Genomic DNA, 14932 nt, shown 5'->3' with positions numbered 1-14932 from the left:
AAGTGTGGAAGGGGCCGGCCGGTTACCGGCCAGCCGAGTTCCGCATATTGTCAGGCAGCCAGGTGGCCAGTTCCGGGAAAGCGATCATCACGAAGACCATCACCACCATGATCAGGAACAGCGGCAGGGCGGTCTTGGCGATATATCCCATCTCGTGCCGGGTGATCCCCTGCATAACAAAAAGGTTGAAACCGATCGGGGGTGTAATCTGCGCCATTTCCACAACCACCACGATGAAGATTCCGAACCAGATAAGATCTATGCCCGCGCCCTCGACCATTGGCTGCACAATCGCCATGGTCAGGACGACCGACGAGATGCCGTCCAGAAACATGCCGAGAATGATATAGAACAGCATCAGCGCCAGCAGCAGAGAGAAGCGCGACAGCTGCAACCCTTCGATATATTCCGCCAGCGCGCGCGGCAGTCCGGTAAAGCCCATCGCCAGTGTAAGGGCGATGGCACCCATGAGGATAAAGGCGATCATGGCCGAGGTTCGGGTGGCACCCAATAGGCTTTCTATGAAGGCCTCCTTGGTCAGCGATCCCTGCATGGCCGCCAGAATGAACGATCCGATAACCCCAATGGCGGCAGCCTCTGTTGCCGTGGCAAAGCCGCCATACATCGAGCCGATGACAACCAGGATCAACAGGATGATCGGGATGAGGAACCGGCTTTCGTTCAGTTTCTGCCCAAAGGTCATGCGGTCGGAGATTTCCGGTACTTCATCACGGCGCAGAAAGGACCAGCCAGCGACATAGGCCATGAACATGCTGGCCAGCACGATACCGGGCAGGATGCCTGCCATGAACAGTTTCGAAATCGATTGCTCGACGGCGACCCCGTACACAATCAGGGTCAGAGATGGCGGAATCATCAGGCCCAGCGTCGCCGCGCCGGTCAGGGTCCCGATGATCATATATTCAGGGTATTCCCGTTTGCGCAGTTCCGGGATCGACATTTTGCCGACGGTGGTGAGCGTAGCCGCTGAAGAACCGGACACGGCAGCAAATATGGTGCAGCCGACGATATTCACGTGGACCAGGCCACCGGGTAAACGTTGCATCCACGGGCTCAGACCCCGAAACATGTCCTGCGATAATCGACTTCGGAACAGGATTTCGCCCATCCAGATGAACAGCGGCAGCGCCGTCAGTGTCCAGCTTGAGGATCCGGTCCAGATACGGGTCAGCATCGCGTCGCCAGCCGGGCGTGATGTGAACATCTCAAGTCCAAGGTAAGCCACGCCAAACAGCGCGAGGGCGACCCAGACGCCTGTGCCCAAAAGCACAAACAGCGCGAACAGAAAGATGGAGACGAGGTAGAATTGTTCCACTGGGCTTACTCCGCGTGCACATCGACCCCGGCGGATCGAATGTTGTCCTTACCCGTGAACAGGGTACTGATCAGGTTGTCGAAGGCGCAGATCGCCAGCAGGACCGTGCCGATGACCATCGACATCTGCGGGATCCAGATGGGCCACGCGTCCTGCCCCTGGCTGATGTCGTTGAAGCGATAGCTTTCATAGGTCAGTTTGATGGCGTAGCGCGCGAACAGATATGTCAGGTAACTAGCAACTGCCCAGCACCAGATTTCCCCAAATCGCCGGAACCGTCCAAGCGCGTTCAAAAGCAGGTTTACCCGAATATGGCTGCCGCTGTTCAGCGCATAGGGCAGCGCCAGAAACGACGCGGCGGCCATGCAATAGCCGGTGAAATCTGGTCCGCCCACGACAACCTCACCTACCCAGCGTGAGATCATCTGCATCGAGACGAAACACAGGATCAGGATCAGAAAGACAGCGGCGACATAACCGGCCCAACGGTAAAGAGCATCCAGAACAACGCGCAACAGACTGAACAGCGCCACGGCAATTCTCCTCTTGTGTGCCCCGACGCCGAACCGGCATCGGGACATGTTTCAGTCAAGGATTATTGGGCAGCCTTGAAGGCGTCGACGATTTGCTGACCTTGTTCGCCGGCAGCTTCCAGCCATTCGGCGGTCATGGTCTCGCCGATCGCGCGCAGTTCAGCGGCCAGTTCATCGCTTGCGGGGCCGGTGGTCATGCCGTTCTTGCCCAGCTCGTTCACGGTGAACTCGGTGTACTGGATCGAACGCCAGTCGCCTGCATATTCCGCAGCAAGGGCGCAGCCGTTCACAACGTTCTTGGTCGCGTCATCCAGGCCGTTCCAGGCATCCATGTTCACCAGAACATAGTTGCGCGGCATCCAGGCATCCACGCCGTAGTAATGCGACAGGCTTTCCCAGACTTTGCGGTCGTAACCGGTGGACCCGGACGAGACCATGCCCTGTGCCACACCCGTCGCAAATGCCTGGCTGATTTCTGCGGCTTCGATCTGCACCGGCAGCATCCCGGCAAGCTCGGCCATGCGGGCCGAGGCAGAGTTATAGGCGCGGAACTTCAGACCTTCGGCATCGGCCAGTTTGTTGACCTCGCGGTCGAAATACAGACCCTGACCCGGCCACGGCACCGAGTAGAGCAGATGAAGGTTCTGTTCCGCCAGCAGTTCGGACAGCGGGCCCTTGGCCACATCCCACAGCTTTTCGGAATCCTCGAACGAGGTCGCAAGGAATGGAACAGAGTCAAAGCCGAACAGCGCGTTTTCGTTCTGGTGACCGGACAACAGACGCTCACCGATGTTGACCTGCCCTGTCTGGATTGCGCGTTTTATTTCCGCGCCCGCATAGAGCGAGCCGCCCGGGTGGGTTTGAATGGTCAATTCACCCGCCGTTCCCGTGGTCACGCATTCAGCAAACATCGCACCGGTGGCCGAGTGGAAGTTGGTGGCCGAATAGGCCATCGGCATATCCCAGGTTTCAGCATTGGCCGATACCGCTGATACGGTGGCTACCGCGACACCAGCAGCAATTTTGGTGATTGTATTAGGCATTTCAAACTCCCTTGTTGCCTATTTTCGGCCCCTGATTTTCCGGGGCGTTTATGGTCGTTTCTTCAGAACCGCTGCGGATCGTAGACGGTCAGATCTATATTGCTGCGCTCTCCGGTCACCAGCCCGGCCAGAATGCGTCCTGTTTTGGGCCCGGCGGTCAGGCCAACATGATGATGCCCGAACCCGGCCAGTACGCCGCTATGGCCAATCTCTCCGATCAACGGCAGGCTGTCGGTCGGGGCAGGGCGATGGCCCAGCCAGCTGTTCATGTTTTCGAACCTGAGGTGCGGAAAGCTTTCCTCGACCTTGCGCCTGAGCAAATCAAGCGGCGCTTTTGAAGGCCCGGCTTTCAGCCCTCCAAATTCGACGACACCGGCACAGCGTAGCCCATTTGCCATCGGGGTGGCGACAAATTTGCCGGTGGTGATCATCAACGGGGTTGATGGCCCGTTTTCCGCCCCCGCGAATTCAATGTGGTAACCACGCTCGGTTTCGAGTGGCACGGACAGTCCAAGCTTTTTCGCCAACGGTCCGGACCAGACACCTGTCGCCAGAACAATATTGGAGCAGGGCAGTGTGCCGCTGTCGGTGATAACGGCCGTTGCCTTACCGTCAGTGAACTCGAAATCTGTAACCTCGGCCTGACGGATCGAAGCCCCCAGTTTTTCGGCTTCGGTTGCCAGCGCGGCCACGTATGATCCGGGGCTGCGTGAAAATCCGTGATCGTGCATCACGGCCAGAAGTTTCAGATTTTCCGTCAGGTTCGGTTCGAACTCGCGAACGGCGTCCCCTTCCAAAACCTCGGGTTCAAAGCCTGCGGTTTGACGCAGCATCCACGTATAGCTGTCCGCTTCGAAGGCGGCGCGGTCGGGATAGGCGAAACTGTAGTCCGAGGTTTGGACCCATTGCGCGGCATCTGTTCCCTTAGTCAGGGCAATGTGCTGCTCGACCGAGTCCGAGGTCAGCGGAGCCAGCCCGGCAGCAATTCTACGGGTGTCCTTGTCGTTGGCATGTGACAGGTATTTTGTCAGCCATGGCACAAGCCGTGGCAAATAGGACCAGCGCAGAAACAGCGGGAAGTTCGGGTCCAAGGCCATTCGGGGACCTTTGAGAACCAGTCCCGGCGCCGTGACAGGGGCGACTGAGCATGCCGCCAGCACCCCGGCATTGCCATATGACGTCGCCCTGTCATCCCCTGGCGCGTTGCGGTCCACAATGGTGACGTCGGCGCCCTTGCGACGCAACCAGATAGCGGTCGAGACACCGACGATCCCGGCGCCAATTACGACGACTTGTTGAGCCTCAGACGTCATATCATCCCATTGCGGCGAGAATCATCGCCCCTTGCATCGTATTCCAGCCTGTATACAGTACTGTCGCAATCTGTGAAGACAAATGTTTCTTTTCCCGTGCGCTTTGATAGAACGGGCAAAATCCGAACTGTTGGGTATGAGATGTCCAAATCCGAAGGAAGCGTAGAACGCGCCTACGAGGCGTTACGCAAGAAGGCGATCAGTTTCGAGTTCATGCCCGGTGAGCGCCTGAACGAGACCGCGTTGACAAAAACCCTTGATGTCAGCCGCACCCCGCTGCGCGAGGCATTGAACCGGCTTGCCGCCGAAGGGTTCCTGACTTTCGAACTTGGCAAAGGGTTTTTTTGCCGCCCACTCAGCCCCGACAAGATTCTGGAACTTTACCAGCTACGATGCGCGCTTGAGACCGAGGCGCTGATCCGTACCATTGAAGGAGCGGATGACAACGCAATCGCCGAGGTTGTCGCCTATCTGGACGAGGCCGAGAAATCCTATTCTGTTTGCAGCGATCTGAATGTTCTTTTGCGCATGGACGAAGAGTTTCATGTCAAGCTCGCGACACTGTCGGGCAATAGTGAACTGGTCCGGCTGCTGTGCAACGTGAACGAACGCATCCGGTATGTAAGGATGATAAACTTGCGGCTGCTGCGTGATCGCCGGGATACGCCTGACTATGATCACTCTTCCTTGTCACAGCATCGCATCATCCTGAATGCGGTAAAGGCACGGGACAAAGACGCCGCGATCGCAGCTTTACGGCGTCACATTGAACGCCGCAGTGAACAGACGGTCGAATTGGTGCGCGTGGCGTTTTCCCAACTCTACGTTCCGGGGAACTTGTAGACCCACAGTCCTGCCCAACTGTGTCACGCAGCTGGGTCAGGATGCGCGATGTCTACCTCGCCAACCCCAGCAGTGGATCATCCAGTTCCGGGGAAAACCGATCCGGTACAAGCGATTCATGAAACCATTTCAGGAAGGTGTAGATCGAGAACACTGGCAGCCCGGTCAGTTTGCGGACGTCCGCCGCGTAAGGCGTCATATTGGTGCATTCCAGCAAAATTGCGCCGACATCCGGATGTTCTGTCACCAGTTGCCGCGCCGCATCAAGCATATCCAGCCGGCATGCCGCAAAATCGATTTCGGGGGCATCTCCCAGTATATCACGGGTAAACGCCCGACCACCCTCGGTGCCCACGACCGGAGTATCAGCCGGTACATTCGCGGCAGCCAGATGGGCCGGCGTCAGCGTTTCTTTCGAGATCGTCAGAATGCCCACGCGTTTTTCGGGGGGAAGCGTTGCCTGAATCATGGGGGCCTGCATCAGAGAGGATGTGGCAACAGGAACCCGTACCGCCTCGGCCAGCCTGTCCTGAACAATCGAAAGAAAACCGCAATTTGTCGTGATACCGTCGCATCCTGAGGCAACCAGGTCTTTTGCGGCTTCGATGAAAAGGTCAACCAGTTCCCGTGCATCATTGCGCACCACCAACTCGGGCGTGGCGCTGCGCACGACGCGGTACTGTACCGGGAAAGGCCAGGTCAGCGCATTTCCGATGTCGCCGGGAATGCGCGGAAACTGCGTTTCAAGCATAAGAATGCCAAGGTTGGCTCCGTATACCGTTTTTCCACCGTAACAGGTCTGCATGGCGTGGCCCCACTGGATGCAATTGTACGCATAGCTGTATACAATTTTGGGAAAGTCAATTCCGATCTTTCCCGTTCGATGGAATTCAGGCGGAATGGAACCGGGGTTCTCTCTTTTCCAGAAACGCATTCATGCCTTCCTGTTGCGCCGGCAATCCATAAAGGGCGTGGTACATCTGCCGCTCATAGCGAAGACCGGAGTCCAGCGTGCTATGTTCGGCCATGTTTACACAGGCACGAGCCATTTCTGCGATGTCAGGTGCATAGCCCCAAATGGTTCGTCCTACATCCTGTGCGGTTTGTTCAAGTTCTTCGGACGGTACTACGCGGCTGATCAGACCCATCTGAAGCGCCTCCTGCGCATCCACCAGGCGACCGGTCAGGATCATGTCCATCGCCCGGGCACGTCCAACCAGCCGGGTAAGGCGCTGCGTGCCGCCGATACCGGGAATACAGCCGATCTTGATTTCAGGCTGGCCAAACTTTGCGGTGTCCGACGCCAGGATGACGTCGCACATCAGGGCAATCTCGCACCCGCCGCCCAACGCGTAGCCGCCAACAGCTGCAATCTTTGGCAGTTTCAGTGCGGCGAACCGGTCCCAGCCGCCAAAGAAGTCACTGGCCCGCATACTGGCATAGGTCTGAACCGCCAACTCGCTGATGTCAGCCCCGGCCGCAAAGGCGCGCTCGTTTCCGGTCAGGATCAGGCAGCCGATTGCCGGATCGGCCTCAAAGTTGGTTGCCGCGTCCAGCACCTCATGCATGACCTGCGAATTCAGGGCGTTCAGCCGATCCGGCCGGTTGAAGCGGATTGTGGCGACACGCCCGTGAGTTTCCGTCTGAATTGTCCCATACATGATCAACTGTCCCAGATTGCGCCATAGGCGGGGATGCCCAGGCTTTCCATGTCGTGCACGACTTTGCGCGTAAGCTTCTGGTTCGAAATCACGATGACAGCCTCGGCGTCGCTGTCACGCACCGCCTGCAAAGCCAATGCGGAAAGGTTCGGTTTGCCCCTTTCATCTGTGTCCCAGATCAGAGGGGTGTCAGTATGCGCTTCGATCTCGTCAACCAACGCGTTCCCATAGGTCTTTCGGGGGCTTCGGGTAGACCAAATCAGCCTGTTCGGCACATCACCGGCCAGAAGATGAGGCAGGATCGGACCAATTCCGGACCCGGTGCCGACATAAACGACCTTTTTGAACAAAACCTCAATGCGGGCCACGCCAGATGTCGTGATGCCTTTGACCCAGACCCTGTCAGGCGGGTTGTCGATGAATCGTCCTGTCCAGTCTCCGGCCCGGCTGATTGCCAGCCGGTAGCCTTTCTGGTTCGGGGCCGGGATATTGGCGAATGAGTGATACTCTCCAAACGGTGTGTGACTGATGGCGTTGGAACTGCCGGGGAACGGCGTGTCGCCGTATTCGAACCGGGCAATCACCGCATGGTTTGACGGTTTGACAATATCAACCTTCACCTGTTTCAGCGTCAGCCACGGAGACAGGATCGACAGTGTGATCAGGCAAAGCATCCAGAACGCTGTGCTGTGCAACAATGCATCGCCCGTGTCAGAACTTATTGACACCGTCTGTGCCCAGAACAGCGCCAGGACGGTCCATCCGATGAAGCGATGTATTTTCTCGAACATATTATGGAATCGGGCTCGGATCGGTCCCAACGCTGAAACCACCATGACGGTCATCAACACGACCATGGCGGCGCTTAGCGTCAGTGTCAGGCCCGAGGGCGAATCCGCCCCTGCACCCCTGTTCGCGATCATTCCAAACAGCAAGAACCCGAACCAGATCGTGCCCGCAACGGTACATCCTGAATGCAGTCCGCCAAAATGAAAGACCTTGCCGGCACCCCAGCGAATCCACAAAGGCCAGGATGTCGGAACCCGGGTCGCCAGCCAGAACAATGCGTTGACCGCCCTTTGCTGCCGGATCAGGATACCGATGCTCAGGTTGATCAACGCCATGTCCGCGATGAGGTTCAGCGCGTACTCACCATCATGAAACCACCTGCCCTGGTGCAGCCCCATCACGAAAACACCCAGATTGACGACGGCAACCAGCGCCGCCAGTCGCCGATATTCCATCAGCGCCGGGTGCCGTGTGACCCGCCGCCAGTTCAGGCCCCGGGATTGCAGATTTGTGGTTTGAGTTGTCATCACTTCAGCTCCGTCCCGGTTTGCGCGATGTGGTCACGGGCGAGTTGCTTCAGCAGGCGCTTGTCCAGTTTGCCGCGTGTTGTCCGTGGCAGGGCGTCCATCGGCATCACCACAGCCGGACAGCAATAATAGGGCAGACGGTCCGCAACCGATCGCGCCGCACGCTTGGGGCAAGCGGAAGCAGGCGAGATGAAACTTACCAGATTTCGGCTGTCGTATTGCAGCGTCACGGCCTGTTGGCAGCAGGGCGACTGTTCGAGCGCGCCTGAGACGCTGTCCAGTTCCACCCGAAAGCCGCGTATCTTGACCAGATCATCAACGCGGCCGAAATGTTCAAGCTCTCCATCGTCGGTCCAGCGGCCCAGATCGCGGGTGCGAAACATCATATGGCCAGGGCGAAACGGATCGGGGCGGTAACGCTCATCCGTCAGCTCAGGGTTGGCGAGGTATCCGGTTGTCACGCAATCCCCACCGGCCCACATCTCACCCTTCTGGCCAATTGGCAGGGCGCGCAGGTTTTCGTCCAGAATGTAGACCGTGTTGTTGGGTGTCGGACGACCGATGGACAGTATCTGTTTGCCGGGGTGATGCGGCTCGGCCGTGTTGATGATTGTCGTTTCTGTCGGGCCACAGGAATTGTAGAATGTGCAAAAGGCCGACCACCTGTCGGCAAGAGGGCGTGGGCAGGGTTCTCCGGCAACGGCGGCGACTTTGACCTGTTGGCATCGTGTATGATCCAGCGCGTTCAGGATCGACGGCGTGGCGATCAGAACGTCCACCTGTTCCGCCGTATCCTGAATGGACTTGCCACGAATAACCAGCGTTGCCCCGTTTGACAGCGCCCCCAGGGTTTCCCAGGCGGCCATGTCGAAAGCGATGGATAGAACCTGTCCAACCTTCATGCCCGGGCGCATTCCCAGATCACCGGGCGCGGTCAGCAGGATATTCGCCAGATTGGCATGGCTGACCTGAACGCCATTGGGAACACCTGTCGTACCTGATGTAAACAGGATCATCGCAAGATCTTTGGGTCGCGCCCGGTATCGGGTATCCGGGGCTGGGGCATCCAGGAGCGGGTCGAACATGACCGTGTCGATGGTGATCAATGTCTGGTTTGCCGATACGGGCACCTGATCCGCCAGCTCACTGAGGCTGAGCAGAACGCGCACGTGCGTCACCTCGGCCACATGCCGGAGCGTTTCGGGAGGCGCAACGCCGACATGCTGCGGTACATACGCAGCACCCAGTTTGATGGCGGCCACAATGCCAACCACCATTTCGATCGAGCGGTGCAAAAACAGGCAGACTGCATCGCCACGTTTCACACCATGGGCGCGCAATACGGCGGCCAGACGGTTGGATGCCTGGTCCAACGTACGGTAGTTTATCTCGTGCCCACCGCAGTCGATGGCGACCGCGTTTGGGTTCCGCTGCATTTGATGTTGCAAGGCTTCGGCAATTGTGGCGTGGCGCGGTTCCGCCTTGGGCCCCCAGCCGAAGTTTCGGAAGCGGACCTGATCCATAGGGCTGAGATGGCAGAGGACATCCGGCTGTTGTCGAAGGGGCAATTCTGAGGAGCTAAGAGGGGTAAAATTGCTTGAAGCTGAGATGTTGATTTCTTGCATGACAATTTCCTATCGGTTCAGGGGTCACGCGATATTGATAATGGGAAATTTTCCCATTATTACTCACGATTGATCACGAAATAGTCACGAAAGCGTTGAATGTGTTAATGCGTGACAGATGTTATCCGCCAAAGGCCTTTAATGAGTAGCGCAATGTCGACGACCCCCAAGACACCTCTTGAATCCGCATTGCCAGCCTTGCTGGAGCCTTTGGCGCAGGCGATGGTCGCGCATGGCGTCACAGTTGGCAGCGCGACCGAGGCGCTGAAAAAGGCGTTGTTGAAAGCGGTTGAAGACAGTTCAGACACACCTCTGAGCGACAGCCGCGCCAGCCTTTTGACGGGGCTGCATCGCAAGGATGTAAAACGCCTGCGCAATCTTGATGATGAAGCGCCGGAAAAGCGCAGTTGCAGTGCGGCCGCGTTGGTGATCAGCCATTGGGCGACATCGCCCGAGTTTCAGGACACCTCTGGTCAGCCGCGCGAACTGCGGCGAAAGGGCAGCGAGGGTGGGCCGGGATTTGACGATCTGGTTCGGCTTGCACGTATCGACATGGCCCCGGGTACCGTTCTGAAAACCCTGCTTGACCAGAATATCGTCGAACAAGGACAGGATGGGGATTTGCGTCTTTTGACCCACGCCTTTCTGCCATCGGGCGGCGGGGCGGAACAGGTCGCAGCGTATCAGGCGACATTGTCGGCACATCTGTTGGCCGCCACGCAGAACCTGCTGGCGAAGCCGGGCGCCCGGCGGAATTTCGACCGCGCTGTCCGGTATTCACATCTGTCAGAAGCCTCGATCGAAGAGTTGCGCAAGGTATCCGATGAAAAGGCACAGGCGTTGTTGCAGGAAATTAACGCGCTGGCCCGATCCCTGCAGGACAAGGATCAGGGTAAGGGCCACTCGGGCCGATTTGCGACGGGCGCTTATGTGATGCCCTTGTCGGACAAAGGCAGGGATAAGATTGAGTGACCATGTTCTTGTTTGCCCGTGCCTTGTCCGCAATCCTGACAATCCTGATACTGACCTCCCCCGCCGGCGCAGAGGGAAGTGAAGAGCGGGAAGGCGGGATAATCGGCACCGGTATCGCCGGAACGATTACGCATCTCGGCAGTATCCATGTGAACGGGTTACGCATTCAGATTGACGACCAGGCATCCGTGGCAGGTTCGGTTCCGGCAATAGCCGCCGGGTCACTTCAACCGGGCCACACGGTCGCGATCACAGCCGAGCGTAGGGGCGATGATTGGCAAGCAAGGCAAATCCGGCAGGTTCTGCCGGTCGTCGGCCCAGTGTCTGATGTCAAAGGCGGAACCCTGACCGTGCTTGGGACCCGGATTGACTTCGCGGATCAGAAACCGGACGTGCAAGCGGGAGACTGGGTCGCGATTAGCGGTTTGTGGCAAGCGGAGCGCCTGCTGGCCTCTCGGGTCGAACGGCTAAACGGCGCGGATCATCAGGCCCGGCTGAGCGGAACCTATCTGGGTCCGGACCCAAATGGCGATATCGTCATTGGAGGCAGCAAGATCACCGGGATCAGACCAATGCACCTGGAACCCGGCGATGTGATCCGGGTGTTCGGTATGCCGACGTCGGACGGGATCGAGGCCAAAAGGATCGAAACCGGCTTGTTTGATGGTCCTGTCGGGATTGTGCAGGTTCAGGGGTATTTATCCGTTCCGAAACCAAGTGGTCTTTACACGGTTCTCGGCAGCGGGCTTGTTTCGTACACCGACAGGCCCGAGATGATTGATCCCAACAGCCAGGTCATCCAGTGCGGGCAGGCGGGGCAACTCGGTGTGGACAGCACGAATACAAGCCGTCAATCGGACCGGATCCGGGTCGATCTTGGCTGCTGATCCATTCGTGATTTTAGCAGTATTTTGTGGTAATAGGGCGCGTCGCCAATTCCGGGTGACATTCAAAGGATCAGGAGACCAAATTAACCCAAGGAGCTACTTCATGTTGGATAATCAGACTATTGTTCGCGCGCCAGATGGCAGGCTGATCTCAATCGGTCGGACAGGTGTCAAAGTGGAAACACCGGTCAAGGCATCGACCGGAATTTCAAGATCACCGGAAATCAACGGTAGTAAGCCCCGTTCCAGTCCTGCTCAGGTTGGCGCCAAGATCGATCCAATGCAACTTGGTGCGAGAATTGATCCGGCGCAGCACGGCGCAAAGATTAACCCCACCCAATTTGGTGCAAGAATCGACCCAACCCAGCATGGTGCGAAAATCGATCCGACCCAGTGCGGAGCCAAGATCGACCCGTCACAACACGGCGCCAAGATTGATCCGGCAGCCTAGGGCTAACAGCTGGATCAGAACGCCAACCCCGGCGTTCTGGTAACGGGCACGGGAACAAAAAACCTGGATCAGATCCCGGGCCTTGTCCTTTCCGGCAGAGATTGGTTTTGAAGCAGTATTTCGAAGGCACACACAGGGTCCGCCCGCCGGGCCAGACCGTTGACCTGATGCGCGATCTGTTCCCCGTTTTCGGGATCACGCGCATCGCGGATGTCACCGGGCTCGACCGGGTTGGGTTGCCGACAATCGTCGTGTGTCGGCCAAATTCCCGCTCGATGGCTGTATCGCAGGGAAAAGGGGCCACTTATGATGCCGCCGTCGCCTCGGCGGTGATGGAGTCCATAGAGATATTTCATGCAGAGCGTATCGTCTTTCCGGTAATTCACGCCTGTTATGAGGACATCCGGTATACGCACAATGTCGTTGAGCCGGATCTTCTGCCGCAATGCAGGGGAAGACAGTTCGATCCCTTCCAGCCGATATTGTGGCTGGAGATGAAAGCGCTTGGGGGCAATTCCGGGGGCTGGGCGCCATATGAACTGATACACACAAATTACACACGGCCTTTGCCGCCCGGCAGTGGGTTCTTCCTTTCAAGCTCCAACGGCTTGGCGTCAGGAAACACCTTTGCCGAAGCCGCCTGCCACGCCTTGTGCGAAGTCATTGAACGCGACGCCATAGCGCTATGGTCGCAATTGCCCTGGACAGATCGTGACGCGCGACGCATCGACCAAGATACGATTTGCGACGGCTCACTTCTTGCGATTCTGAAAAAATTCCAAGACGCGGATATTGATGTGGCGATCTGGGACGTCACTTCGGACATTGGTGTGCCTGCATATCTGGTCTGGACATGCGAGAAAGGAAACCTGCCGGTTTTGCTGCCGCGGCCCTCGGTCGGTGCGGGGTGTCACCCTTGCCGCGAAATCGCATTGTCCCGCGCGCTGACAGAAGCCGCACAGGAACGGCTGACGCTGATCACCGGTTCCCGCGATGACCTTTCAAAAGAGTTCTATCGCGAAATGGAATTTCACGTGACAATCGCAAGGCCTGGAAAGCTTGAGTTCGGGTCAAGAAAATCGCAGGACACAGCAACCCCGGATGGTGATCTGGATCAGATATTAGCGGGCTTGCAGAATGCTGGACTTCACGACGCATACATCATCGACATAACCGCGGACTATGTGGCCAAATATATTTCGGTGGTCCGTGTGCTTGTTCCGGGACTGGAAGGTCCAAGCGACGACCCGCGCTATGCTAAGGGGGTGCGGGCGCAAAGACAGCTGGAACCGGCCCAATGACCATATTTGTGTTTTGCGGCCCCACGATCCGGAAAAGTGAAGCATTGAGTATTCTTGACGCTGAATACCTGCCACCTGCTGCACAGGGGGATGTCATGGCCGTGATAGCGCGCAACCCCCATGCCATCGGTATCATTGACGGGTACTTTCAGCTGACACCTTCGGTCTTGCACAAGGAAATACTTTGGGCGCTTGACCAAGGCGTTCACGTTTTCGGCAGCGCCAGCATGGGAGCGCTAAGAGCCGCCGAGCTTTGCGATTTCGGCATGAAGGGGATCGGGCGCGTTTTCGAGGATTACCGCGCCGGCCGGATTACACGGGACGACGAAGTCGCCCTGAACCACGGGCCCGCCGAACTGGGGTATCCCGCATTGTCTGAACCATTGGTGAACATCAAGGCCACGCTGGCGGCTGCGTTGGAAAACGGGGTTATTTCACAAGAAACCGCAGCAGCTTTTGAAGCGCATATGAGCCGGACATATTTCTCACACCGTTCCTATTGCAACATGATCGTATACGGTCGTCAAAAAGGGTTTGATCTAAAGGAACTCGCCCGTTTTGAAGACTGGCTGGACCATGGGAAAGTCGATGTAAAGAAAGCTGATGCGGTCGAAATGCTAACCTTCATGAAGGACTTCCTGAAGCAGAATCCGGGCAGGTTTTCGTCGCAGTTTTATCTGGAACGCACTTCGGTTTTCGACCGGGTCGGCCAATGAGCGCCATGCTTCGTCAGTTTCAAGGGAGCGCGCGCGGGATAATCTTGTTTGCGCTGGGCGTGTTTTTCATGTCCGCGCTGGATGCGGTCGCAAAAATGCTGGCCCAGACATATTCTGAGCTTCAGGTCATATTCTTCGAAAGCGTGTTCGGGCTGCTGTTTTTCTTCGGGATCATCGCCCCGTCGACCTGGCGTTCGATGGTATCGCCACGGTGGCCGCTGATGATTGGCCGAGGCTTGCTGACCTTGGGAACGATGTATTTTTTCATTGCAGGTCTGAAGGTACTGCCTCTGGCTGAGGTGACGATCATCTTCATGGTTTCCCCGATCATTTCAATGTGTCTGTCTTCCCTGTTCTTTCGGGAACACGCGAGCGTCCTGCAGGTCTTAGCGGTGGTTGCCGGAGCTTTGAGTGCATGTCTCATTATTCGCCCGCCGGGCGTCGGCATGAACATGGCCGCTTTGCTGCCGCTGGCCGCGGCTTTTTGCAGTGCTTTCGGTCTTGCGGCGGCGCGCGCCCTGTCCCGCCGCGACACGCCAGAAGCAATCACGGGCTATGAATATCTGACGATTTTTCTGGTCGCTGTCCTTCTGGTTCCGGCTGGGGACCACCTGCCCGAGACGCCGGATTTGTGGCTTGTTGTTCTACTCGGGCTGTTCGGCGCCTTATGCGTGTATTGTCGAACGAAAGCGTGCTCGGTTTCGCCGCTCAGCTTGATGGCACCGGTAGAGTACTCCGGGATGATCTGGGCCATCATCTTTGGCTATGCGATCTGGAACAACCTGCCGGATTTCTGGGGATGGGTCGGGGCAGGGCTGATCGCAATTGGCGGCTTGCTGCCAGCGCTTCCAATTGGTCAGTCCGCCAGGAAGGAGAACCGACTCTGATGCAAAACTTGTCGCCTGTCTTTCCGGTTCGGACGGGTATCGGTTTTT

The 14932-nt window shown here is 57.5% G+C and carries 15 protein-coding genes; 7 read left to right on the top strand and 8 right to left on the bottom strand.

Annotation, left to right across the window (positions count from 1 at the left end; genetic code table 11):
- Positions 1-22 precede the first annotated feature (22 nt).
- The 4 genes from ACR0MI_RS18030 to ACR0MI_RS18015 all read right to left on the bottom strand — a co-directional run bounded on the left by ACR0MI_RS18030 (position 23) and on the right by ACR0MI_RS18015 (position 4225).
- Positions 23-1336 (bottom strand): TRAP transporter large permease subunit, encoded by a 1314-nt coding sequence (locus tag ACR0MI_RS18030; RefSeq protein ID WP_170611677.1) that lies wholly within the window; start codon positions 1334-1336, stop codon positions 23-25.
- 5 nt (positions 1337-1341) lie between these two features.
- On the bottom strand, positions 1342-1869 hold the full coding sequence (locus ACR0MI_RS18025; protein WP_480441505.1) for a TRAP transporter small permease: 528 nt from the start codon (positions 1867-1869) through the stop codon (positions 1342-1344).
- A gap of 62 nt (positions 1870-1931) precedes the next feature.
- Positions 1932-2912: a TRAP transporter substrate-binding protein gene (locus tag ACR0MI_RS18020; RefSeq protein WP_170611680.1), complete on the bottom strand. Its 981-nt coding sequence runs from the start codon at positions 2910-2912 to the stop codon at positions 1932-1934.
- A gap of 62 nt (positions 2913-2974) precedes the next feature.
- On the bottom strand, positions 2975-4225 hold the full coding sequence (locus ACR0MI_RS18015; RefSeq protein ID WP_170611682.1) for an NAD(P)/FAD-dependent oxidoreductase: 1251 nt from the start codon (positions 4223-4225) through the stop codon (positions 2975-2977).
- 96 nt (positions 4226-4321) lie between these two features.
- Here ACR0MI_RS18015 and ACR0MI_RS18010 point away from each other — a divergent pair, with 96 nt between their 5' ends.
- On the top strand, positions 4322-5068 hold the full coding sequence (locus ACR0MI_RS18010) for a GntR family transcriptional regulator (protein WP_480441508.1): 747 nt from the start codon (positions 4322-4324) through the stop codon (positions 5066-5068).
- 52 nt (positions 5069-5120) lie between these two features.
- Here the strand turns inward: ACR0MI_RS18010 and ACR0MI_RS18005 are convergent, their stop codons facing one another.
- The 4 genes from ACR0MI_RS18005 to ACR0MI_RS17990 form a co-directional block, all read right to left on the bottom strand.
- Positions 5121-5873, bottom strand: a complete 753-nt coding sequence (locus ACR0MI_RS18005) for an aspartate/glutamate racemase family protein (protein WP_170611847.1) — start codon at positions 5871-5873, stop codon at positions 5121-5123.
- Positions 5874-5958: 85 nt separating this feature from the next.
- Positions 5959-6729 (bottom strand): enoyl-CoA hydratase-related protein, encoded by a 771-nt coding sequence (locus ACR0MI_RS18000; protein ID WP_170817097.1) that lies wholly within the window; start codon positions 6727-6729, stop codon positions 5959-5961.
- A gap of 2 nt (positions 6730-6731) precedes the next feature.
- Positions 6732-8045, bottom strand: coding sequence for a hypothetical protein (locus ACR0MI_RS17995; RefSeq protein WP_170611688.1), 1314 nt, complete (start codon positions 8043-8045; stop codon positions 6732-6734).
- The gene (locus ACR0MI_RS17990) at positions 8045-9481 is read right to left on the bottom strand and encodes an amino acid adenylation domain-containing protein (protein WP_480441510.1); all 1437 of its coding nucleotides are present in this window, start codon (positions 9479-9481) and stop codon (positions 8045-8047) included. The genes ACR0MI_RS17995 and ACR0MI_RS17990 overlap by 1 nt, the downstream gene beginning before the upstream one ends.
- 342 nt (positions 9482-9823) lie before the next feature.
- On the opposite strand from ACR0MI_RS17990, the gene ACR0MI_RS17985 reads away from it, so the two are divergent.
- The 6 genes from ACR0MI_RS17985 to ACR0MI_RS17960 all read left to right on the top strand — a co-directional run bounded on the left by ACR0MI_RS17985 (position 9824) and on the right by ACR0MI_RS17960 (position 14884).
- Complete coding sequence (locus ACR0MI_RS17985) at positions 9824-10642, top strand: DUF6502 family protein (protein WP_170611692.1); 819 nt, start codon at positions 9824-9826, stop codon at positions 10640-10642.
- A 2-nt stretch (positions 10643-10644) separates the two neighbouring features.
- Entirely contained in the window at positions 10645-11529 is an 885-nt protein-coding gene (locus tag ACR0MI_RS17980) for a DUF5666 domain-containing protein (RefSeq protein WP_480536302.1), read from the top strand.
- Positions 11519-11980, top strand: coding sequence for a hypothetical protein (locus tag ACR0MI_RS17975; protein WP_170611696.1), 462 nt, complete (start codon positions 11519-11521; stop codon positions 11978-11980). The genes ACR0MI_RS17980 and ACR0MI_RS17975 overlap by 11 nt, the downstream gene beginning before the upstream one ends.
- 107 nt (positions 11981-12087) lie before the next feature.
- On the top strand, positions 12088-13281 hold the full coding sequence (locus ACR0MI_RS17970) for a YcaO-like family protein (RefSeq protein WP_480441512.1): 1194 nt from the start codon (positions 12088-12090) through the stop codon (positions 13279-13281).
- Between the two features lie 44 nt (positions 13282-13325).
- Positions 13326-13997 carry a TfuA-like protein gene (locus ACR0MI_RS17965; protein WP_170611698.1) on the top strand — a complete coding sequence of 224 codons (672 nt, stop codon included), beginning with the start codon at positions 13326-13328 and terminating at the stop codon, positions 13995-13997.
- Positions 13994-14884: a DMT family transporter gene (locus ACR0MI_RS17960; protein WP_170817096.1), complete on the top strand. Its 891-nt coding sequence runs from the start codon at positions 13994-13996 to the stop codon at positions 14882-14884. Before ACR0MI_RS17965 ends, ACR0MI_RS17960 begins: the two co-directional genes overlap by 4 nt.
- The last annotated feature ends 48 nt before the right edge of the window (positions 14885-14932 follow it).

The sequence above is a fragment of the Ruegeria sp. D4 genome (genome assembly GCF_056534475.1).
Note: the sequence above shows the minus strand (reverse complement) of the source record. Positions and strands in the feature narration are given on the sequence as shown.